Here is a 24,399-nt window from a genome sequence, read left to right on the forward strand (position 1 = left end):
GGCCCCCCACACCTGACTAATGACTGCTCCCGGTCGCGCTCGAGTCGGCCTGGCTTCCGCCCGATGCGGACGGCGAACCGGCCGGGCCGGTACTCCACGCGGTCGACGCGTTGGTGTGATTCGAGCCCGCGATCGCGCCCGACCCGCCCATGCCCGTCCAACCCGCGGCGCCGGCGTTGGCCATGCCGTGGTCGTTTGCGCCCGTGGCCGTGTAGTGGTTCGCGCCGAGTACGATCGTGGCGGTCACCCCGCCCGAAAGCGCATTCGCGTTCTCGTTCGTGCTGCCGTTTCCGGCGAACGAGCCGGCGGCACCGATACCGCCGCCTGCCGCGAACGCGCCCCCGTTCGTGCCCCAACCGCTGGCCGTCGAAGTCGAGTTGTGATACGCGGACGCCGTGCCGGCGGAGCCGGCCGGTGTCACGGTACTGCCTGCATTCGCGCCGGCCGTCGAAGTCGAATTGCTGGTATAGCTGCCGGAGCCGACCAGCACCGAACCGGAAACACCCGCCGCAACGGATTGCGTCTGGTTGGTCGTGGACGATCCGGCCGCCAATGCAGCGGACGAAATGACGGTGAGCGCGGTCGCTAAAATGACTTTGGCTTTCATAGCAATCCCTTGCCGTGAGGAAGTTCGACGGTGGCGGAGCCGAGCCTGCCCGCACGCGGCAAGGCCCGGCCTCCGCACCGCCAGCCAATGACGAACGCTACGCGTCGCGGCTTAGTGGTGATACGTCCAGCCGGTCGAGCCCGCGTTCGCGCCGCTGCTGCCGCCTGCTTGTGCGCCGCCGAAGCCGAAGCCGCCGACCGTCGACGTTTGCGTGTGGTTCGTGTACGAGATCGAGCCGCTGCCGCCGTAGCCCGCCGTTGCACCGGCTGCACCGAGTGCGGAGCCGGAATCGGTCGCGGTGAAGTGGCCGAACCCGGTGACCCCTGCCATCGTCTGGCCACCGCTCGTCGAAGTGGTGCTCGACACCGTGCCGCTGCCAGCAAACGCTGCACCCGAAACCACCAGAACTGCTGCTGCAATCAGAAGCTTCTTCATGGTCGACTCCATAACGGCGTGGAGAGAATGAGCATGGAAGATCGCACGCCATCGATCCTCCTGCCTCGAGCAATCCTCAAAAAATAAGGATTGCTATCAAATCGGGAAATAATTATCGAATTGCAAACCTTCTAATTTATTTTTAGCCAGCCGAAGTCTAGTTTTATGTTTTCAATTTTTCCAAAATTTATGCGTAGGTGTTTTCTATTATTTTTATGAGCATTGATACGCTCTTTAAACACCCATGATTACATCAACCGGAACGACGCGCACATCCTTCCGGCTCGCGATTTTCAATACCCCATCCAAAAGCGACGCGCAAACCAGGCACCCGCTTTCCGAATTGAAAATTCGCGAATGTATTTAATACTGCAAAATGCGGCACGCGTTCCGCATATGCCCTTTAGCCGGGCGATAACGGGCATGCATTGCAGCCAGACGACATGTCTGCTCCCTGAGCTGACGGAGAAAGGCCTTCCGGATAATCCGGCCGACGCGCGTTCGATCTAGTCCGGCCGGCGCCGGCACTGGCCCGGCGCGATCGAAACGGCTCTGCACGGTTGAAGTGGAATCGGCGCGCTGTCCGGCATGAACAGCGTGGCCCATCCGGGAACGCTCGATGAAGTCGAGCATCGCTGTCGCCGGGTTGCGGCGCGCAACGGCAACCGCTCCAGCACGCGGCGCGCGCGGAGGGCGCGAAATCGGCAAGGCGCGACCGGCGACGCTGGCACTGCGTCGCAAGCGCTACCCCGAGCAATCGGACTACCCCTATGGTGCGCAAGAAACGCGCGGATCAAGCCACTGCTTATAGTGTTCATCGCCGCTTCCCCGACTGGCTTATGACGAACTGGCCGCCCCCACATCGTTGTTGCATCGTGTCGACCGCTCGCCGGTGCGTCCTGTGTCGCAAACCGCATGCCATGCGATATTCCACCGAGCATTGCGCGCCGAAAACAGCCGCCAGGCCTGATCATTTCGCCGGGAATGGCATTTTTTGTTTCACGAATGTATCGCGATAACGGGACGTTCGCGGCAGTGATCCTCTAACAATGCGACGCAATGCGCTGATTTGACGGACGAATTCGGCGCGACAAGGCACGCCGGACACCCCTGCGAACGGTTGTTTCATAGTTGAGAAGCGTTTCGCGACAGGGCCGCTGGTTCACGCGCTTGCGCCGGCAAACCGCGTGTTGCAGCATGCCGGCAAACCTTCCATGACGCAGGACAACGCGGATCCAGTCGCTCGATGCCCGACGCCGAATGGCCGCCGATACGGCCGGAACGCCGATTCACTCTGAATTGGGAAACGGATTTGATTCATCCGTGAGAATAGCCACATGATCATGCAGCGAGAATGCTGCCGTCCGGCGCGTTGCGGCCGTAAAAATTTAAAAGGAAAAACATGCGATCCTGGCAAAAACGGGCGCATCATTTTTTCATTTCCATTCGATTCGCCTTTCATCCATAGCGCACCGACGAGTCATTCATTGAAGCGACATACTCGACCCACCATCCGCCTGATTCTCATCACTGAAACGTGCCGATTCAAAACGGCGCTCAGGTCGCCAATCTCGCGACAGCCTGGTTTATCGCGCACCTCGTCGTTCGTATCGGACCGCATCGATCCTGCGACCGACACGGACGCGTCACTGCCCCACCATGCACGCGCGAAACACGAACGTACATACCGAACGGTCAATGCGCGGCAGCGGCCGCACGCCAATCGGCGTGTCGGTGAAAAGGCGATGAAGATCACCACCGATCGATGCTCGCGTCGTTCAGGCATCGACGGGGTTGTCAGTGAAACCGGAGCGCCGCGCCGGCATTCCGCCAGGCGGCAGTCGTCGCGAATCGACAAGCGGCAACGGGCCGGCCGCCCGTCAGCCGAGCAGCTCCTTCTTCCGCAGATGCACGACGTCGCGCATCGGCGGCGCGCCGAACAGCCGGCTATATTCGCGGCTGAACTGCGACGCGCTTTCGTAGCCGACGACGGCCGCCACCGACCCGACGTCGCCGCCCTGCCGCAGCAGCAGCCGCCGCGCCTCGTGCAGCCGCAGCTGCTTCTGGTACTGCAGCGGGCTCAGCGTCGTCACGTGCTTGAAATGATGGTGCAGCGACGACACGCTCATGTTGACCGCCTGCGCGAGCGACTCGACGCGCATCGGCTCCGCGAAGTGATCGCGGATCCATTCGATCGCACGCGCGATCCGGTGCGTCTGGCTGCCGGCGATCGCCATGTGCCGCAGCCGCGTGCCCTGCCCGCTCGTCATCAGCCGGTACAGCACTTCCTTCTCGATCAGCGGCGCGACGACCGCGATGTCGGCCGGCGTATCGAGCAGCCGCAGCAGTCTCAACGCCGCATCGAGCAGCGGCGGCGTCAGCTCGGCGAGCGCGATTCCCTCGCCTTCCGGGCCGGCTTCGGGCTCGGGCAGCCGCATCTCGGCCGCGAGCTCGACGATGCGCTGCGGATCGAGCGTCAGCGACAGGCACAGGTACGGCGCCTCCGGCGTTGCACGCGTCACGCGCGACAGGATCGGCAAGTCGATCGACGTAATCAGGCAATTCTGGGTGTCGTATTCGTATGCCTGGCCGGCCACGATCACGCGCTTCGCGCCCTGCGCGGCGATTACCAGCGCGGCGCGCGACACGCCGCAGCCGAGGTCGACCGGCCGCGTGTGCCGATGCAGCATCAGGCCCGGTACGGCCGTCGAATGCGAGCCGTCGGCCGGCGCGAAGCGGCCGATCAGCGACGCCAGTTCGCGCCGCCCGGATTCGCGCGACGCGACGATATCGGTCATGTCCATGACGCATCCTCGAATGATTTCCCGTGTCGCGCGAGCATAGCGAAACGGCTCGCGGCGTGGCGGGGATTTGCAGGATTGTTCAATAAATTTGCAGGATTGGGTAGACGCAAAAAGCGGCTGCTCGCGCACACTCCCGGCTAACCTGCCCGTAAGGCGGGTTTTCCCCATGGAGACATAAAAATGCCTACCTCGTTTGTCCTGAACGGCAAGAACGTCACGCTCGACGCCGATCCGTCGATGCCCGTCCTCTGGGCGATTCGCGAACACGCGGGACTGACCGGCACGAAATTCGGCTGCGGCATGGCGCAGTGCGGCGCATGCACGGTGCATCTCGAAGGCCAGGCCGTCCGCTCGTGCGTGCTGCCGCTCGCCGGCATCGCGGGCAAGCACGTCACGACGATCGAAGGCCTGCAAAGCAAGCCCGCGCAGGCCGTGCAGGCCGCGTGGGTCAAGCTCCAGGTGCCGCAGTGCGGCTATTGCCAGTCCGGCCAGATCATGTCGGCCACCGCCTTGCTCGAACAGAACCCGAAGCCGACCGACGCGGACATCGACGCCGCGATGAACGGCAACCTCTGCCGCTGTGCCACCTACGCCCGCATCCGGGCCGCGATCCACGACGCGGCCGCGACGCTGGGAGCCTGACCATGACGATCGAACTCGACAATACCGGTTCGGTGCGCCCGTCGCGCCGCACGTTCCTGAAAGCCGCGGGGGCAACCGCCGCCGTCAGCCTGACGATCGGCTTCGACTGGGCCGGCCTCGGCCGCCGCGCGCTCGCCGCCACCGCCCCCGCCGGCGAATTCGCGCCGAATGCGTTCCTGCGCATCACGCCCGACGGCGCCGTCACGGTCATCGCGAAGCACGTCGAAATGGGCCAGGGCGCGTATACAGGCATCGCGACGATCGTCGCCGAGGAGCTCGACGCCGACTGGTCGAGCGTGCGCGTCGAAAGCGCGCCGGCCGATGCGAAGCGCTATGCGAACCTCGCGTTCGGCACGATGCAGGGTACGGGCGGCAGCTCGGCCATGGCGAACTCGTGGCAGCAACTGCGCGAAGCGGGCGGCAAGGCACGCGCGATGCTCGTGTCGGCCGCGGCGGCCCGCTGGAAGGTGCCGGCCGGCGAGCTGACCACCGCCAACGGCGTCGTCACACACGCGAAGAGCGGCAAGACGGCCACGTACGGCGCGCTCGTCGCCGATGCGTCGAAGCTGCCCGTGCCGGACAAGGTCACGCTGAAGCAGCCGGCCGATTTCAAGCTGATCGGCCATCGCATTCCGCGCGTCGACGGGTCGGCCAAATCGAACGGCACCGCGCAATTCACGCTCGACACGACATTCCCCGGCATGCGCGTCGCGCTGCTGCAGCGGCCGCCGCGCTTCGGCGCGACGGTGAAATCGTTCGACGCGACAGCCGCGAAGGCCGTGCCGGGCGTCGTCTCGGTCGTGCAGGTGCCGGGCGGCGTCGCGGTCGTCGCGACGGGCTTCTGGGCCGCGAAACAGGGCCGCGACGCGCTGAAGATCGAATGGGACGAAACGAAAGCGGAAAAGCGCGGCTCGGACGAGATCATGCGCGAATACCGGCAACTCGCGGAGAAGCCGGGCGCGTCCGCGCGCAAGGACGGCGATGCCGATGCGGCGATCGCCGGCGCGGCGCGCAAGATCAGCGCGACGTACGAATTCCCGTATCTCGCGCATGCGCCGATGGAGCCGCTCGATGCGGTCGTCAAGCTGACGGCGAACAGTTGCGAGATCTGGGCCGGCGACCAGTTCCAGACGGTCGACCAGGGCAACGCGGCCAAGGTCGCCGGACTGAAGCCCGAGCAGGTGAAGATCCACACGCTGTATGCGGGCGGCAGCTTCGGCCGGCGCGCGAACGCGTGGTCGGATTACGTGGTCGAGGCCGTGTCGATCGCGAAGGCGCTCGGCGCGGACGGCAAGCCCGTCAAGCTGCAATGGACGCGCGAGGACGACATCCAGGGCGGCTTCTACCGGCCGATGTACTTCCACAAGCTCGACGCGGGCCTGACCGCGGACGGCCGGCTGGTGGGCTGGCGTCACCGGATCGTCGGCCAGTCGATCCTCGCCGGCACGCCGTTCGAGGCGTTCATGGTCAAGAACGGGATCGATGCGACGTCGGTCGAGGGCGCGGCGAACCTGCCGTACGCGGTGCCGAACGTGTCGGTCGAACTCACCACCGCGAAGACGGGCGTACCCGTGCTGTGGTGGCGCGTGGTCGGCAGCTCGCACACGGCCTACGCGGTCGAGGCGTTCATCGACGAAGCCGCGCACGCGGCCGGCAAGGACCCGTACGCGTTCCGCCGCGACCTGCTCGCGAAGGAGCCGCGCATGCGCGCGGTGCTGGAGCTGGCCGCGCAGAAGGCCGGCTGGGATCCGGCCAAGCCGCTGCCGAAGGGGCGCGGGCGCGGGATCGCGGTGGCCGAGGCGTTCAAGAGCTATGTCGCGCAGGTGGCCGAGGTGTCGGTCGACGCGGACGGCAAGGTGAAGGTCGAGCGCGTGGTGTGCGCGGTCGACTGCGGAATCGCGATCAATCCCGACATCGTCGCCGCGCAGATGGAAGGCGGCATCGGGTTCGGACTCGGCGCGGCGATGCACAGCGCGATCACGCTGAAGGACGGCCAGGTCGAGCAGCGCAACTTCGACGGCTACCACGTGCTGCGGATGGCCGAGATGCCGAAGGTCGAGGTGCATATCGTGCCGTCGGCGGAGGCGCCGACCGGGGTCGGCGAGCCGGGCGTCGCGCCGGTCGGGCCGGCCGTCGCGAACGCGATCTTCGCGGCGACGGGCAAGCGGCATTACGTGCTGCCGTTCGATTCGGCGGATGGCGCGAAGGCTTGATCCCGATGCGATAGCGCGCCGGCCGCGGGCGGGGCATGCCCCGTGGCCGGCGCCGCTGTCGATGCAGGGTTCGATGTCGGCGGGAAGTTCATACAACCCATTGATTTAAAAACAAAATAAGGCAAACCCGGTAGAGTTCGATGTAGGGTTCGTTATCTGGCTGAACCATCATCCAGCCCGCCCCCGTAAACCATCCCCTCTCCCACGTTACGTCAGACGTAACGCCCGTAACGTCGGCGCGCCGATGCTACGTAACAATCCTTCACCGTCGATCCGGCCCTTTCATCGCCTGCCCGACGCTTCCCGTTAAAAATTCTTTTGAATTCAAGGCTGCCGGACCCTCTGCGCCGCTCCGCGCGGCCGCCACCACGTGACGATCCCGCCCCTGGCCCGGAAGTTGCAGCACAGGACCCGCAAACACTCCTTTACGGACATGCGAGGGCCACCATGGATTGCAAATACCTGTACATCGACAACATAAAAATCAACTTCGTCCGCCGCACGATCGAAATCGACGACAAGGTCGTCGACGTGACGCCGCGCGAATTCGACGTCGTCGAATTCCTGCTCGACAACATGAACAAGATCGTGCCGCGGCAGGCAATCCAGGAAGCCGTGTGGGGCCGCGAGCTCGGCGTGTCGTCGCGCACGCTCGACACGCATATCTCGCGGATCCGTTCGAAGCTGCAGCTCGAACACGACAAGAATCTGCGGATCATCCCGATCTACGCGGTCGGTTATCGCCTCGTGCTGTTCGGTGCGGCGATGACGCACGTCGAGCGCCACGACGCGGCGCCGATCGTACGCGCGGCGCCGCAACCCGCGATGGCCGCCGACTACGCGTAACGCTTCACCCGCGCGCCGCCCGTTCGCGACGCGCCGGCCACGCCTCCCCACCGCGCCGCGCGGATTCGCAGCCCTTCGCGGCCTGCACCCCGCCCGGCCCGCCAGCCAGTCGCGTCCCGACCGCCGCCTCCGGGCGGCGTTTGCCTTTGAGCGCCCGCCGTCGCCTCCGCCCCTTCATCGCCCTCCACCACCCTCCGCCGCACTTCGTCACGCTTCGTAGCGCCCCGCTCCCGCCGTCTCCGCGCGACGGTCGCGACTACGGATTCCGACACGGCACGCGGCCATCGCCGTCCCTACAATCGACGCAGCAGCCGCGCGCCCCTCGGCGCCGCCGGCCCCAGAACAACCCGTCGAATCAACGCCGAATCCGCCCCGATCCCGCCGTGCCAGCGCTGTTCCTGACGAATGCCGACGCCGGCGACGCCGCGAACCGGGCCATGCCCGCCGCCTCCGAACTGCCCGCGGCCGCCGCGCCGGCCGCGGGCGCGCTCGACGCGTCGCCCTACCTGCCGCGCCTGTCCGCCGCCGCCGCGCGCGGGCTGTCGCACGCGTACTGCGCGACCGGCGCCGTTCCGGTCACGCTCGGCGAGCACGCATACGAGGTGCGCTGGCGCGTCGACGCCGAGCCGGCCGCCGACGCGCACGCGTACCGCTTCGTCGTCGGCCCGGCCGCCGGCACGCTGTGGATCGACCCGGTCGCGGAAACCGAATGGCTCGGCGAGGCGGCCGACCCGGCCGTACCGGCCGTGATCCGCGCGGCGCTGCTCGCCGACCTCGCCGCGCCGCTCACGGCCGTATTGCAGGCGGCGACGCGGCAGCGCGTGGAACTGCTGCCGCCGCCCGACGGCGCACCGGCCTGGCACGCGTCGCCGGCCGCGCTGCGCTTCGAGCTGCGGCGCGCCGACGCCGCGTGGCGCTGCCACGGCGCGCTGCTGTTCGATGCGCCGGATGCGCTGGCCGTGTTCTTCGCGGCCGCGCCCGCCGCGCGCACGTCGGCAAGCGCGGCCTACGCGAACCTGCCCGTGCCGCTCGTGTTCGAGATCGGCCGCACCGAGCTGACGACGGCCGAGCTGGCCGACGTCGTCGGCGGCGACATCATCGCGATCGAACGCTGGCAGGCGCACGAGCAGAACCTGCTGTGCGTCGCGCGGCTGCCGGCCGCGCCGGCGTGGGAAATCACCGGACGGCCGTCGGGCAACCGGCTGACCGTCGAACGAATCAGGGAGATGCCTTTGGAACCGACCCGCACCGACTCCGCGCCGCCGACGACGCACGACGCGCCGTCCGCCGACGCGCCGCGCTCGCTCGACGGCCTCGCGGTCGACCTGCGCTTCGAGCTGCCGCCCACGTCGATGCCGCTCGGCGAGCTGAGCGCGCTGCAGCCGGGCGCCGTGATCGAGCTGCAGCAAGGCATCAATCAGAGCGTGATCCACCTCGTCGCGAACGGGATGCTGATCGGCACCGGCCATCTGATCGCGGTCGGCCAGAAGCTCGGCGTGCGCGTGGTCACGCTGACGCAGCCCGCGCCGCGCGAGCGCTGAACGATGGGCAACCTGCCGAATCCGGTCGCGCTGATCGCGGTGATCGCCGCGCTCGGCATCGCGCCGTTCGCGGCGCTGATGGTGACGAGCTACACGAAGCTGGTGGTCGTGCTCGGCCTGCTGCGCTCCGCGCTCGGGATCCAGCAGGTGCCGCCGAACCTCGTGCTGAACGGCATCGCGCTGATCCTGTCGCTGTTCATCATGGCGCCCGTCGGGATGTCGATCCGCGACGCGCTGCAGGCGCGCCACTTCGATGCGTCGGGACAGTTGTCGACCTCGGACATCGGCGCGCTCGCCGATGCCGCGCTGCCACCGATCAAGGATTTCCTCGTGTCGCATACACGGCAGCGCGACCGCGAGTTCTTCGTGCGCACGGCCACCTCGGTATGGCCGAAGCACCGCGCGGACGGCATCAAGGACGACGACCTGCTCGTGCTGGTGCCGAGCTTCACGCTCGCCGAGCTGACGAAGGCGTTCCAGATCGGCTTCGTGATCTATATCGTGTTCATCGTCGTCGACCTGCTGGTCGCGAACATCCTGCTCGCGCTCGGGATGCAGATGATCTCGCCGACGACGATCTCTGTGCCGTTCAAGCTGCTCTTGTTCGTCGCGCTCGACGGCTGGTCGCTGCTCGTGCACGGGCTCGTGCTGTCGTATCGGGTCGCCGGAGCCGGATGATGCGCGCACGCGCCCTGCGAACCGCCGCCGCATGCGTTTGCGTGTTGATCGCGCTCGCGTGCGGGCAGCACGGCGTCGCGCATGCGGCCGGCAGCGCCGCCGGCTTCGCGCAACTGGCGCGCGCGTGTGCGCCGAACGTCGACCCCGATACGCTCGCCGCGCTGGTGCGCACCGAGTCGGGCTTCAATCCGTATGCGATCGGCGTGGTGGGCGGCCACCTGGCGCGCCAGCCGGCGTCGCTCGACGAGGCGCGCGCGACCGCGCGTGAACTCGCGTCGCGCGGCTTCAGCTACAGCGTCGGGCTCGCGCAGGTGAACGAGCGCAATTTCGCGAAATACGGGCTCGATGAAACGACGATGTTCGAGCCGTGCCGCAACCTGCGGGCCGGCGGCGCGATCCTGACCGAATGCTTCGCCCGCTCGTCGAATACCGGCCGCCCGGCCCAGGCCGCATTGCGCGCGGCGCTGTCGTGCTACTACAGCGGCAACTTCACGACCGGTTTCTCGAGCGGCTACGTGAGCCGCGTCGTCGCGAGCGCGCAGCGCAACGCGCACGAAGGCGGCGTCGAACCGATCCCGGTCGTGCGCGACGTGCCGCCGCCGGCGCGACAGCGGCGCATGGACGCGGCCGCGACCACGCCGCCCGAACGCGCGCGCAGGCTGCCGTTGCCGGCCGCGTCCGCCGATGCGCCGTCGTGCCATGCGCGCCCGGTCGTGATGATGTGCCGCGGCTTGCCGGCGAGCCAGGCGAAGCGGCTGTGCGTGCGGTGTCTCGACCCGTGATCGCGTGATCGCGCGCGGCTCCGTGCGCTCGCACCCGCGCCGCTTTCAGGGGTCCGAACGACAGCGCGCGGCATGGCGGCCGCACGCCGGGCCTGCCTCGTAGCCCGCCTCGTAGCCCGCGCCGCGCCCAGGCGCCGGCCGCTTCCCGCCGCTACGAAACTGCGGTGTTCCCGCTGCCGGGTGCGTCCGTACACTCGAACGATCACGTCGCGGCGTGCAGGGCGCCGCGCGTGCCGCGCGTCGCGCGGCTCAACGGAGACGAGCATGCTGTTGATCGACGGATTGGGACTGGGTGTGAACTGGCAGCGTTTCCTGTCGGAAACGCTGAATCCGGTCGTGGCGCCGCCGCCCCCGCCGCCTCCGCCGCCGAAGAAGGACGATCCGGCGGCCGGACCCGCGAACCCGAGCGCCACCCCGCCGATTCCCGTCACCGCGTCGCTGGCCACCGATCCGTCGAAGCCGACCAACGCCGAGATCCAGTCCGCGACGTCGCTGATCCAGAACATGGCCGCGCAATATACGGCGCCGCCGCCCGACATCACCGTCGAGAACGACAAGACGCGCGCGGTGCAGAAAGCGATCCAGGACGCGCAGACGAAGTACGACAACGCGTCGCAGACGCTGCAGGGCGCGCAGAACGTGCTGCATCTGGTCAACCGCGATCCCGAGTCGACGGCCGACGACCGCAAGACCGCGCAGGCCGACTACGCGAAGGCGCGCACCGCGGCCGACACCGCGCAGCGCGAGCTGAACGTGACGACCGACGCCGGCTACATGATCCTGTACGGCGAACAGGCGAACGCCGACATGCCGGCCGGAATGAAGATCGACGATTCCGGCAAGGTGACGGACCCCGGCGACGCGCAGCACGCGGCCGACCAGCAGTTCAAGACGCTGCTGGCCGCCTTCCCCGACCATGCGACCGATCCGAACTGGGTGCCGCAGCCGGGCGACTGCAAGAATCCGCTGCAGATCCGGCTCTACGACGATTGGCAGACCGCGAGCGCGAAGGCGGCCGTGGGCGCGTCGAAATACTTCGCGGACGTCGCGAATTCCAACCTCGCCTATACGCAGTTCCAGTCGTACCTCGCCGATCCGGACTACAAGGCCGCGCTCGATGCGGGCGTCGGGCGGCTGAACGACGCGCTGCAGCCGCTGGAGCTGCGGGTCACGATGCCCGACGCCCCCGCTTCGCAGGATGCCGCACAGCAGGCCGTCACGGCCGCCGCGAAGGATGCGAACTATGCGAACGCCGCGTACGGCGCGGCCAACGACAGCCTGGCGCTCACGAACGCGCAGCAGCGCTACGATTCGGCCAGCGGCAAGGAAGGGCCGACGGTGATCGTCCCGAACGAGGTGTCGAACGCGAAGACCGCGCTCGCCCGCGCGCAGACGGCCGCGAACACGAGCGGCGGCTATCTGCAGATGCTGTCCGCGCAGCGGCAGGTCGACACGCTGCAGGCCGACTATACGAAGAAGCTGGACGCATCCAACGCGTGGCACAAGGACAATCCGCACGCGATGATCAAGGATCCGCAGGTCGATCTGGACCTCGGCGATGCGTATGCGAAGCTGGATCAGGCGAAGCAGCAGGCGAGCATCGCGCACGACGGCTTCGTCGTCGCGTACGGCGCGACGCTCGCGCAGCAGTACGACGATCAGGCCTCGCAGATCAAGGCGAAGGTCAACCCGCCATCGATATTCACGAAACCCGCGCTCCAGTCGCCGCTGCTGACGCCGTCGCTGTCGACCGCGAACGGCCTGCCCGGCCTGCCCGCGTCGTCGTTGTCGACGGCCGCGTCGGCCGCCCCCACCGGCACGCCGTCGCTGCCGAGCGCGTCGCCGCTGGCCTCGCCGACATTGCCCGGGTCCAACGGCGCGTCGTCGCTGCCCGCGTCGCCGCTGCTCGACCGGCCGTTCCTGCTGCCGCAATCGTCGGGCCCGTCCGCCGCGCAGGCGGGCCCGACGATGCTCGACGTGAAGCGCATGCAGACCGTCGCGGGCGCGATCCGCGCGGCCGACAGCCGGATGTCCGATTCGGTCAACGAGCGCGCGACCCAGCTCGCGCTGTCGCAAGCGCGCATCAAGCAGACGCAGGCGAAGAGCACGCTCGAGTCGGTGCAGAAGCAGTATGACGACTGGGCCGCCGCGAATCCGCCGCCCATGCGTTTTCGCACCGTCGCGGGCGACGACATGATCCCGGCGCCGTCAGCGCCGCGCCCGAACCTGTATCAGGACCAGCTCGACAAGGCGAAGGCGGCCGTCACGCAGGCCGACAACGCGGTGCAGCGCCTGCAGCTGCTGAGCGAGACGTCGCATCAGCAGGTGCTGATGGACCGGTTCGACGCCGGCCTCGAAGAACGGCTGCGCTACGCGGCGCCCGGCTCGGACGAGGAGAACGACTACAAGAAGGCGCTGCACGATTTCTACGAAGCACATCGCGGCGAATTGTCGAACTCGCTGCTCGACGCGGCCAGCGCGAGCACGAACAACGGCGGCACGATCGCGTTCGGCAAGCTGACCGACAACGAACAGCGCAACCTGATCGGCGTCGCGCTCGGCATGCAGCCGGACGTCCAGAGCGATGCGGCGTCGGGCGACGGTTCGGACCCCGTATCGCCGACGAAGGACGACGTCGCGCGCTACACCGACAAGGAAAAGCTGAAGACGATCAACAGCGTGCGCGACAAGCTGCTGGAGATCGGCGGCGGCGCGACGACGCAGGTCAGCGTGTTGCCGATGGTCTACGCCGCCAAGGAGGCTGGCATGACCACCAGCGCGCTGTTCAAGGTCAGCGGCAAGGACGGCACGCAGTACGTCGACGAGACGGCGAGCAACTACGACGACATCAACGACTACATCGACAACAACGAGCTGTCGACGGACGGCACGGTCGACATCGCGACCGGCCACAACGCGGACGGCACGCTGCAGCTCGTGTCGAAGGCCGCGCATCACGAAAGCGGCTTCGACAGTTTTCTGAACACGCTGACCAGCACCGGCCTGAACATCGGCATGATGGTCGGCGGGATGGCGCTCGAAGGCCTCGGCACGCTGCTCGACGGCACCGGCATCGGCGCGATCGTCGGCGTACCGCTGAACATCCTCGGCGCGGGGATGATGTACACGGCGATCGGCGCGACGATGACGAGCGCCGGCCTCGATCTGGCCAACCGCGCCGACCACGGGCGCAGCCTCAATCCGTTTACCGACCCGGGCGCGCGGGCCGACTTCATCAATCTCGTGCCGATGGGCGCGGCGGGCGCCGCGAAGCTCGCCGGCAGCAAGCTGTTCACGCGCGCGGTCACGGCGCTCACGCGCACGCCGAAGGTCGCGTCGGTGCTCGCCACCGGCGCGCGGACCACCGCGGTCGTGACGGGCGTGGGCGGTGCGCTCGAGGCGTTCGGCGAAGCCGGCTACGACTATTTCGTCACGGGCGACAAGAAGGCGGCCGGCGAGCAGCTCAAGTCCGGGATCACCAACGTCGCGCTGATGGCGGCCGGCGGCCTCAAGGAACGCGCGGTGACGTCGGTGCGCACGCGCACCGGCCGGCCGGTGCCGATTCGCGGGGCCGACGGCAAGACCGTCGCCGTCGACAGCCAGATGATCGGCCGGATACTCGAGAGCGGCGACGCGTCGTCGCTCGCGGCCGGCCGCACGCGCGTGACGCTCGACGGCGAAGCCGTCAAGGTGTCGCCGGACGGCACGCTGCGCGTGGGCGACAAGGTGCTCACCTACGACAACACGCCGATTCGCGTGCTCGACCGCGCATCCGCGAAACGCCTGCCGCCGGGCAAATCGGTGGTGCTCGGCGAAGACGGCACGCTGTCCGTGGTATCGGTGTCGCCGAAGGCATGGACCAACGGTACGCGCGTCGACGACGTGACGGGCACCGGCGAGCGCATGTCGTTCGGCCCCGACGGCGAGATGAGCGTGACGCCGAAGATCGTCGCGAAGACGCCGCTCGACGTGCTGCAACACGTGCTCGACCAGGCGAGCGACGCCTACCGGCAGACGGCCGCCGGCGCGCAGGCGCCGCGCCGGCTCGCGCAGACGGCGGCCGAAGGCGAAGCCGCGAGCGTGTCCGCCGATGCGCGCAGCACGCGACGCACCAGCGAGGAACGCGCCCGCGTGCAGCAGCAGCGCGACCAGACCGATGCCGAACGCAGCACGACCGCGAGCGCCAACCGGCGCAGCGCCGATACGCAATCGATGCGCTGGCGGCCGGTCGCGGCCGACGAGCCGGCCGGCCCGGGCACGCGCGCGAAGCCGGACGGCGCGCCGCCGCGCGTCAACGCGAAGGTCGTCGATCTGACGGAGGACGCGCCCGTCACGCGCGCGGCGACGTCCGATCCGGCCGGCATCGCCGTACCGCGCGGGCCGCGCGCCGAGCCGATGGAGCTCGGCGATCGCACGGTCTACGTGGTGCGCAGCGGCGCGACACCCGACGCGCCCGGGGCACGGCCATCGTCGCCGCGCCCGCAGGATCTCGAGGAACCGGTGATCGTCGTCGCCGGCGAACACGACGCGGCGCTCGCACCCGAGCTCGCGAACCGCTGGCAGAAGCCCGTCTATGCGGCCGCGCCCGACGCATTCGGTGCGGACGGTCAACTGCGCGCGGGCGCGCGCGTGCTGCGCTTCGATCCCGCGCCGGAGACGGCCGCGGCCCATGAAGCCGGCCTGCCGGACGGCATCGCGCCCGACGAAGCGCCGCCCACGTCGCCCCGCGCGGTCGCCGACGACACGGTGATCGTGCTGGCCGGCAAGCGCGGCCCGAACGAACCGGCGATGCCGCGGACGGCCGCGCCGCCCGAGCCGGTCCATGCGCTCGACGGCGTGTTCAGCGCGCCGAACCGCGTGCTCGTGCTCGTCCAGCCGGAACGCGCCGGCGCGCCCGAGCGAATGGCGCAACGCGACACCGCCGCGGCCGACCGCGGCGCACGCGCGCTCGACGACGCGCACGGCCAGGCCGCCCGCGCGCCGGCGGACAGCGAACGTCGCACCGCGGCGAACGACGACGTCGGCCTCGCCGCCGCGCACCCCGAAACGACCGAGACGGCCCCGCCCGATCACGGCGCATCGAAGCCGGGCTGGGTCACGCGGATGCAGATGCGCTTCGGCGGCGCGGCGCTGCCAGAAGCCGCGCAGGCGCTCGCGATGCAGTCGGGCACGCTCGCCACGCAACTGCGCATGCTGCAGGACGCCGGCTGGCGCGTGACGCTCGGCAAGCGCGGCGGCGGCAGCCGCATCGACCCGCGCAAGCGCCGCGTGACGATCGACGGCGCGCTCCAGCATCCGGGCAGCATCACGTACACGCTCGCGCACGAGGCGCGCCATGCGGTCGAGGCGATGGCCGGCGTGCTGAACCTCGACTACGGCAACCGCAGCCGCTTCACGCGCAAGGCGCTCGAAGCCGAGGCCCGCGCGCAGATCAACGCGTTCGAGGCACGCTACGAAATCGAGCTCGCGGGCGGCGGCGACATTGCCGCGCACGTGCGCCTGCCCGATGCGATCGAGCGCGAAGGCGCCGCGTGGCGCGCGCCGTCGCACGACTATGCGGGCACGGTCGGACGCCTCGTCGACGCATTCGCCGATGCGCCCGTGTCGGGCCGCGACGGCGAGACCTACCGCGACTTCTACGACGACGTCTGGTCGCGCCAGAAGCGCCGCGGCGGCATCCCGCGCCGGATGCCCGCGCCGCAGACGCACGAGACCGGCGGCGCGCCGCGCGGCGTGCGCGGCTTCGACGAACGCGTGGCATGGAGCCGCGCGCATGCCGAATATGCGTCGCCGTTCGGCGACGGGCCCGTGCCGGCGGTGGCCGACCTGCAGGCGGCGCGCAGCCGCCACTTCACGATGCTGCAGGACCAGGGCGTGCTGATGCTGCACGCCGATACGCTGGCGGACGGCACGCTGCTCGCGGGCGGCCGGCCGGCCGGCGTGCATGAATACGCGCTCGACCAGGCGCCGTCGTTCCTGGTCAAGGACGGCTATTCGATCGTGCTGTCCGCGAAGCACGGTGGCGACGCGGCGGCCGCCGGGCTCGCGAATCTGTGGCAGCGGCCGGTATATGCGCCGCCCCCGCACGCGGTCGGCGAACGCGCGGCGCTGCTCGACACCGGCGTGTTTCGCCGCTACGACCCGGCGCCCGCGGCGCCGCACGATCTCGGGCCGCTCGCGGCCGATGCCGAAGGCGTGCACGTCGAAGGCAATCCGGCCGCGCGGATCGACGTCGAGCGTCACGTCGGCGAACTGCTCGGCGCCGGCGCCGAGAAAACCGTGTTCGCACTCGGCCACGATGCCGCGCTCGCGGTGTACGACACCGGCCCGCATACGTCGGAAGCGCGTCAGATCGACGCGGCGATCGACGAGAGCATCGCACTCGACGATCTCGCCTCGTACGGCCTGAAGACCGTGACGATGGACGGGCCGTTCTCCGCGCTGAACCGCGTTGCCGTGCTGTACCGGCCGCTCGGCGTGTTCCACAGCTTCGGCTTCGAGACGGGCGCGCTGCCGCGCGTGGTGTCGCGCGCGGCGCTGGAGCACATCCAGCGGATTCGCGACGTCGTCGAACGCACGGGCATCGGCTTCGACCTGCAAGGCCTCTTCACGCGCGGCGGCGATTTCCTGCTGAGCGACCCCGGTGCGATCGGCATGGGCGCGAGCGAGCACTTCGCCGCGCTGGAGCGGCTCGCGGTGATCGAGCGCGCGCTGACGCAAGGCCTCGAGCGCGGCAATATCGAACTCGCGCATCCGCGGCTGGCGGAAACGCCGCCGCCCGATGCGTTCGTGCAGAAGCCGTCGGTCATCACGCGCGTGCGGATGCGCTTCGGCGGCGCGCCGCTGCCGAAGGAAGCGTACCGGCTGATCGACGCATCGAGCCTGCTGTCGCAGCAGCTTCGGCTCGGCGCCGACGCAGGCTGGAAGGTCGTGCGCGGCAAGCCCGGCGGCGGCAGCAAGATCGACACGCGGCGGCGGCGCGTCACGATCGACGGCGGCCTGCAGTCGGCCGGATCGATGGTCTACGTGCTCGCGCACGAAGCCCGCCATGCGCTCGAGGCGGCGACCGGCACGCTCGGGCTCGACTACGGCTCGACGCAGCGCTACGTGCGCAGCGCGCTGCTCGCCGAGGCGCGCGCGCAGGTCAATGCATTCGCGGTGCGCGACGAGATCCGCGCGAACCTCGGCGTCGACATCGGCCGCCACGTCGCGCTGCCCGAGGCGATCGCCAACGAATACGGCCGCGCGCGGGCCGGCGACGCCGCCTCGCTCGCGCGCCTCGCCGACGCGTTCGAGCACAGCCCGACGTCGCTCGACGGCGGCGTGACCTACGGCGAGCTGTATCGGCGCCATGCGCAGGCCGCGCGGCGCACCGGCGTCACGATGCCGGCGCCGCGCGACACGGCCGCGACGCTCGCCGAAGAAACGGCATGGTCGCGCGCACGTCCGGTGAAGGCATCGCCGTTCGACGGCAAGCCGGTCGCCGGCGTCGACGCGCTGACGCTCGACCGCTCGGGCCCGCTGTCGTACGACCGCGACGGCCGCATCGTGATCGTGCATGGCGTCACCGATGCGCAAGGCCGCCTCGTCGATCCGGACGGCCGGCCCTACACGCCGGTCGAGGTCACGCTCGCGCACCGCTCGGTGCTCGGCCTGCCCGGCTCGTCGGTGATTCTGTCGGCCCGCAACGGCCGCGACGCCGCCGCATGGCTCGCGAACGTCTGGCAGCGCCCCGTCTACGCACCGCCGACGATCGCGGTCGGGTTCGGCGCCGAGGCGCGGCTCGGCCACACGAACGCGTGGCTGCGCTACGATCCCGCGCCGCACCAGCGCCCGGAGCTGGGCGCGCTCGACGTGGACGGCAACGGCGTCCACGTGAGCGGCGATCCGGCCGCGCGCGTGCCGGTCGAGCGCTTCACCGGCGCGGCGACCGGCGCCGGCATCGAGAAGACCGTGTTCGAACTGGGTCGCCGCAATGCGATCGGCCTCTACGAAGGCACGGACAATCGCGCGATTCTCGACCACATCGAATCGATCCGCCTCGAACAGGAAGGCCTCGCGGCGCTGCGCGCGCACGGGCTGCGCACGCTCACGGTCGGCGGCCCGTTCTCGGCATTCGATCGCGTGGCCGTGATGTACGCGCCGTTCGCGTCGCTGAGCAGCCACGACGTGATGGCCGGCGTGCTGCCGGCGCGCGTCACTCGCGACGCATTCGCGCAGCTCGACCGCGCGCGCGACGTCACCGCGCGGCACCGCCTGTACTACGACTTCGAAGGCGTGTTCGACGCGCACGGCGACTTCTACCTGAGCGACCCGTCGACGGTCATGACCGATGCGCCGAAGCTGAACGTCGAAGGCATCGTCCGCGAGATCGGCGCGCTGCGCGCGACGCTCGAGGACGGCATCGCGCGCGGTGCGATCGAGCTCGCGCATCCCGGCATCACCGAACACCTGCCGCCCGACGCGTTCGTGCAGAAGCCGTCCGTCATCACGCGCGTGCGCATGCGCTTCGGCGGCGCGCCGCTGCCCAAGGCCGCCCATGCGCTGATCGACCGCTCGAGCCTGTTGCGCCAGCAGGTCGCGCTGGCCGGCGAGGCCGGCTGGAAAATCGTGGTGGGCCGGCCCGGGCGCGGCAGCCGGATCGATACCGCGAAGCAGCGGATCGTACTCGACGGGCAGTTCCACGGCAGCGGCACGCTCGTCTACACGCTCGCGCACGAAGCGCAGCACGCGGTCGAGACGATCACGCGCCGCCTCGCGCTCGACCGCTCGTCGCCGGAGGCGCTGACCGACAGCGCGCTGATGGCCGAGGCGCGCGCGCAGGCGAACGCGTTCGCGGTGCGCCGCGAAATCCTCGACGATGGCGGCATCGACATCGCGCGGGACGCCCGCCTGCCCGACGCGATCGCACGCGAAGCCGACCACGTGCTGCCCGGCGACGAAGCCGGGCTGCGCCGGCTCGCGGCCGCATTCGGCGACGCCGCGCCGTCCGTGCCGGGCCACGCGACCTATCGCGCGTACTACGCGAGCCAGGCCGACGCGATGCAGGCGCTCGGCATGCCGCGCGAGATGCCCGCGCCCGCGCCGCAGCCGGCGTCGAACGCGCCCGTGCCCGCGGCGACGGCGGACGCCGCAAGCCGCCAGCATGCGCTCGATCACCTCGCGTCGCACGGCAAGCGCGACCTGATCCGCATCGACGGTTCGCAACTCGCGTCGCTCCAGCAGATGAAGGATGCGTTCGGCACGAATGCGCACGTGCTGATCGCGGAGCACGAACCGCGGCCGGAGGCCTCCATCGACGCGCGCCACGCGCAGCCGAAGTTCGTCGCGAGCATGCGCACCGACGAGAACGGTACGTTCGTCGACAAGGCGTCCGCCGATCCGGCCGTGCCGATCCGCGACGCGGTCTATCGCGCGTTGAAGGACAACGGCCAAGCGGAACGCGCGGACGTCGATTTCTACGTGTCGCCCGTGTCGCTCGCGGAACTGCGCGAGTACGGCGGCGCCGCTCGGATCACCGCGCGCAGCGACGGGCGCGCGTGGGAAGCCGAACAGACGGGTGCGACGCCCGACGCGAACGTCGTCACGACGCTGAAGTCGCTCGCCGACGCGCCGCGCTTTCGCCGGCCGAAACAGGCGGCGAAAGCGGCCGGCGACGGCGCGACGCTTTACGCGATCGACAAGGAAACCGGCACGGTGCTCGGCTACGCGACGCGCAACGCCGCGCACGACTGGACCTATCACGAATCGACCTCGCTCGGCGACGCGACGATCGCGCCGCGCGATCTCGGCGCCGCGTTCCGCCGGCGCGCGCGCAACCTGTCCGGCGGCCGGCGCGGCGTGCGATTCGTCGTGACGGACGTCGCGCACGACACGGTCGAGCGCTACGGCGGCTTCGCGCCGGCGGAGCTGCGCAAGGCGCTCGGCGACGAGAAGCCGCCGATGCAGAAACTCGGCACGCGCGTGCAGCGCGGCCTCGCGAAAGCCGATCCCGGCGTGCGCCGCAAGATCGCGGAAATCGAGGGCGCCGACAGTCCGTTCCTGCCGCCGAAGCTCGTACCGGACAGCGAGCAGCTCGCGATCGACTTCAGCGGCGCGAACACGCTGCACCTGATGCGCGCGCTGGAGCTGAAGGCTCTTCGCGGCGATCACTACGTGTACGTGTACGAGACCGATCATCCGGTCGCCGAATCGCTGCACACGCGCCGCGGCATCATCGCGATCCACGACGGCAACGCGCGCTGGTACGACGACGCCGAGCAATTGCGCGACCGGCCGGACGCGGGCCGCCCGCTCGACGAGATGCCGCTCGGGCGCGGCCCGTTCGGCGCGAACCAGCACTTCCTGCTGTCGACGCTCGCGCCCGATGCGTTCGACCCGCGCGCGACCGCCACGCAGAAAGCCGCGCTCGCGCAACGGCTCACGCAGTTGCTCGACGAGAAGTCGTATTTCGATGCGCTGCCGCAGAAGTTCGACCTCGCGACGCGCTGGATCCGCACGCAGATCGCCGGCCAGATCGATCGCGTGAAAGCCGCGCAGGCCGACCTCGCCGCCGCCCAGCAAGCCGCGCGGCAGGCCGCGCAGCCGGCGGGCGGCGCGACGGGCCCCACCGGCCCCGCCAGCCGGGTGCGCAATGCGCTGCGCGGCAAGGGCCGCCGGCGCAACCGCCGCGCCGCGAATGCGTCGAACGCGTCGAACACGCCGGCCGCGCCCAAGCCGCCGAAAACGCCGGCGGCCAAGCCGCTGACGCTGCGGCCCTACCAGCCGAGCCTCGGTTCGAGCACGGTCGCGGAATGGGTGATGCGCTACGGCGCGGCCAAGGTGGCCGACTGGTTCCCGACGGTCGACCGCGTGAAGGCGCTCGCCGCGCGCAGGCACCTGCCCGATGCCGGCGGTCTCGCGCTGACCGACGAACCGCAGACGATCCTGGCCGACGCACCGATGCTGAAAGCGCTCGGCATCCCCATCGGTCTCGCGCGCGAGGTGTCGAGCATGCCGTCGCGCGGGCCGGTGGCCGATCCCGGCGGCGATCACAACCGGTTCGTGAAGTGGATGCAGGCGTACGCCACGCGCCACAGCGCGGCCCGCATGATCGACAAGCGCGCGATCCAGGCGTTCGTGCGCGCGCCGGCCGAGATCCAGGACCGCGTCGCGCCGATGGCGCGCGCGTTCAACCTGCGCGACGATCCCGCGCTCGCGGTGCGCTACGTCGAGCAATACGGCGGCGCGATGCCGGTGGTGTCGATTCCGGTCGATCCGCACACGCTCGCGGCCGCGCGCGGCGGCAAGCACGATCCGGCGTTCATCCGGCGCGCCCGCCAGTTCGGCTCCCCGATCGGCGCGCGCTACAACGAGGCCGACGCGACGATCACGCGCGAGGCGCCGGACGGCACCACGCGCACGCTCGAGCTCGACGACATCGCGCATCTGCACAAATGGCTCACCGCGGCGTCGCGCCATGGCTTCCAGCTTCGTCTCGAAGCGGCGTCGGGCCGCCCGCTCGTCTCCGCGGACGACCGCCGCACGATCGCCGGCACCAACGACAGCTACGCCGAATACACGCGGCTCATGACGTCGTTCGAGACGTGGTCGCACGATCATGCCGGCGAGCCCGCGCCGAACGTGATGCTGAGCTTTCACGGGTGGGACGCCGTGCTCGAACCGGTGCCGGGCGCCGGCCACGTCGAGCTGCTCGATGCGCTGCTCGACCGCAAGGCGATCGACTGGCTGCACGTCGGGTTGTCGTACGGCACGCACGGCGCCGACTTCATCGCGAACCAGGACCTGACGCGGGCGCTGGCGGAACGGATCGTCGACTATTACCAGACCGACCGTCACGGCAAATTCGCGCGGCTGCACGGCGCCGATGCGCTCACGCGCGTATTCGAACCGGTGAGCCCCGAGACGTTCGCGAACCAGCAGCAGGTGCTGTTCGCGGAAATCGCGCGCATCGGCAAGTCGAAAGGCCTGTCCGACGACGCGCTCGCGACGCTGCGCGGCGAACTGTACGAACGCAACACGACCGCGCTCGTCAACCAGGCGCGCAAGGCGACCATCGAGCATGCGATGACGCAGTGGGCGTCGGCCGATCATCCGCCCGCCACGCGCACCGAAAAGCTCGCGCGCCGCTTCGGCGAACGCTGGCTCGCGGAAACCGGCAGCCGCGCGCCGGCGCGCGGCACCGTCGTGTCGACCGCCGATCCCGCGGGGCCGCTGCCCGACAGTCGCGCGTACTGGCAATCGGTGGTCGAGCGCGAAGCGCTGAAGAACGATCCGTCGAAGCCGATCAGCGTCGGCCGGCAGATCGCGGCGAACCCGAAACAGGCCAAGATGATCGAGGAGCTGCAGGCGCTCGCGCAGATCAACGCGCTGCGCGTGCATCGGCCATCGTTCCGCAAGGCGGAGCTGTGGAAGTCGATCGGCTTCAGCTCGCTCGTCACCGGCGCGGGCGCGCTCGTGATCGCCGATACGCTCGGCGCGACGCACGTGCTGCGGCAGGACATGCTGGGCAGCGCGACGTCGTCGTTCCTGCTGGGCTCGCGTCTGGGCCGCGTGTTCCAGGTCATGCACCAGGGTGCGGTGCGCAGCCTGCAGGCCGGCGATCCGAAGGCCGCGCAGGCGGTGCTCACGCGGCTCGAAGTGACGCTGTCGCGGCAGTTGCGCTCGGGCGCGCACGATTACGGCCAGAACCGGCGCGCCCAGCTCGAACAGATCTCGAACGAAGCGCGGACGCTGGCCGCGCAGTATGTCGAACTGAACCGCGTCGGGCTGATGAGCTTCGACGACGCGACCACCCACATCAAGGCGCTCGCCGCGGACGTGCTCGCGCAGATGCAGGGCACCGTCGGCGGCACGTCGCTGCAGCAGCTCCATACCGGCAACCCGCGTCACCTGTTCGGGATCGCGGGCCGCGCGGGCGCCGCGATCACGTCGACCGCGACGCTCGCGGTCGGCATCAGCGGCGTCGTGCACGCGCACGGGGCGTTCGATCTCGCCTACGGGTCGGCCGCCATCGCGAGCGGCGCGTTCGGCGCCACGTATGCGGGCCTCGTCTATACGATCGGCGCGCACCGCGTGAATGCCGACAAGCGCAGCCGCATCGTGCGCTTCACCGATTCGGCGAGCGACTTCATGGCCGTCGCGTATGGCGGCCTCGGCACCGGCGTGCAGTGGAGCGGCGGCCATTACGACCTCGCGATCGCGACCGGCGTGTCCACCGCGCTGCTGCTCGGCGGGCGTCTGAACACGCATTTCCCGAACGCGACGCCGCTGATCAACAAGATCCCGACGGCCGTCGTGCTGATTCCGGTCGGCGCGTTCGCGTACAAGCTGATCGAAGGGCTGTGGACGACGTTCTTCGGCTCGGGGTCCGGTTCGTCGAATCAGTCGAATCAGTCGAATTCGTCGCAATCGAATCTCGCGCCCGGTGCGTCGGCGAGCGCGTCGCCGAGCGCTTCGGCCAGTCCTTCGGCGAGCGCTCCGCCAAGCGCTTCGGCGAGCGCATCGCCCGGTACGCCGCCTGCCGCGCCGGCTTCGCCGTCGGCCGGCGCCACGCCGTCGACCGCGCAGCCATCCGGGTCGCCGCAGCCCTACATCGTCGTCGCCGGCGATTCGCTGTGGGTCGTCGCCGACCGGCATCGCCAGTCGCTGCTCGACGCCGCGCACGTGTCGCGCGCCGATCAGCAGGCGATGACGCGCGGCGAGCAGGACAGGCTCGCGCTCAACGAGATCCTGCAGCTCAATCCGTCGGTGTCAGGCGATCCGAACCGCCTGGCGGTCGGCACGCCGCTGATCGTGGGCTGATATCGCCACGCGGGCCGCGCCGCGCGCGCCGGTCGCGCGCGGCACCCC

Annotated in this window: 11 protein-coding genes; 7 read left to right on the forward strand and 4 right to left on the reverse strand. The window is 69.8% G+C overall.

Annotated features, from left to right (window positions below; all coding sequences use genetic code 11):
• Positions 1-16: 16 nt before the first annotated feature.
• From KPB06_RS30455 to KPB06_RS30470, 4 genes are all read right to left on the reverse strand, one after another.
• Entirely contained in the window at positions 17-607 is a 591-nt protein-coding gene (locus KPB06_RS30455) for a hypothetical protein (protein ID WP_059584733.1), read from the reverse strand.
• Between the two features lie 111 nt (positions 608-718).
• Positions 719-1,042: a hypothetical protein gene (locus KPB06_RS30460; protein WP_059585110.1), complete on the reverse strand. Its 324-nt coding sequence runs from the start codon at positions 1,040-1,042 to the stop codon at positions 719-721.
• Positions 1,043-1,405: 363 nt separating this feature from the next.
• Entirely contained in the window at positions 1,406-1,675 is a 270-nt protein-coding gene (locus KPB06_RS30465; RefSeq protein WP_179231784.1) for a hypothetical protein, read from the reverse strand.
• Positions 1,676-2,922: 1,247 nt separating this feature from the next.
• Positions 2,923-3,846: an AraC family transcriptional regulator gene (locus tag KPB06_RS30470; RefSeq protein WP_059584731.1), complete on the reverse strand. Its 924-nt coding sequence runs from the start codon at positions 3,844-3,846 to the stop codon at positions 2,923-2,925.
• Between the two features lie 180 nt (positions 3,847-4,026).
• On the opposite strand from KPB06_RS30470, the gene KPB06_RS30475 reads away from it, so the two are divergent.
• The 7 genes from KPB06_RS30475 (at position 4,027) to KPB06_RS30505 (ending at position 24,351) form a co-directional block, all read left to right on the forward strand.
• A complete protein-coding gene (locus KPB06_RS30475) occupies positions 4,027-4,488 on the forward strand; it encodes a (2Fe-2S)-binding protein (RefSeq protein WP_006480868.1) in 462 nt (153 codons plus the stop codon).
• A 2-nt stretch (positions 4,489-4,490) separates the two neighbouring features.
• Positions 4,491-6,701: a xanthine dehydrogenase family protein molybdopterin-binding subunit gene (locus KPB06_RS30480; RefSeq protein WP_089465677.1), complete on the forward strand. Its 2,211-nt coding sequence runs from the start codon at positions 4,491-4,493 to the stop codon at positions 6,699-6,701.
• 447 nt (positions 6,702-7,148) lie between these two features.
• Entirely contained in the window at positions 7,149-7,547 is a 399-nt protein-coding gene (locus KPB06_RS30485) for a winged helix-turn-helix domain-containing protein (RefSeq protein WP_059639757.1), read from the forward strand.
• 383 nt (positions 7,548-7,930) lie between these two features.
• Positions 7,931-9,088 (forward strand): type III secretion system cytoplasmic ring protein SctQ, encoded by a 1,158-nt coding sequence (sctQ, locus tag KPB06_RS30490; RefSeq protein WP_089465679.1) that lies wholly within the window; start codon positions 7,931-7,933, stop codon positions 9,086-9,088.
• A gap of 3 nt (positions 9,089-9,091) precedes the next feature.
• A complete protein-coding gene (gene sctR, locus KPB06_RS30495) occupies positions 9,092-9,766 on the forward strand; it encodes a type III secretion system export apparatus subunit SctR (RefSeq protein WP_059584725.1) in 675 nt (224 codons plus the stop codon).
• Positions 9,766-10,548, forward strand: coding sequence for a lytic transglycosylase domain-containing protein (locus KPB06_RS30500; protein ID WP_226289532.1), 783 nt, complete (start codon positions 9,766-9,768; stop codon positions 10,546-10,548). The genes sctR and KPB06_RS30500 overlap by 1 nt, the downstream gene beginning before the upstream one ends.
• A 264-nt stretch (positions 10,549-10,812) precedes the next feature.
• Entirely contained in the window at positions 10,813-24,351 is a 13,539-nt protein-coding gene (locus KPB06_RS30505) for an LWXIA domain-containing protein (RefSeq protein WP_275905758.1), read from the forward strand.
• The last annotated feature ends 48 nt before the right edge of the window (positions 24,352-24,399 follow it).

Source organism: Burkholderia semiarida (assembly GCF_029268935.1).
GTDB classification, from domain to species: Bacteria; Pseudomonadota; Gammaproteobacteria; order Burkholderiales; family Burkholderiaceae; genus Burkholderia; species Burkholderia semiarida.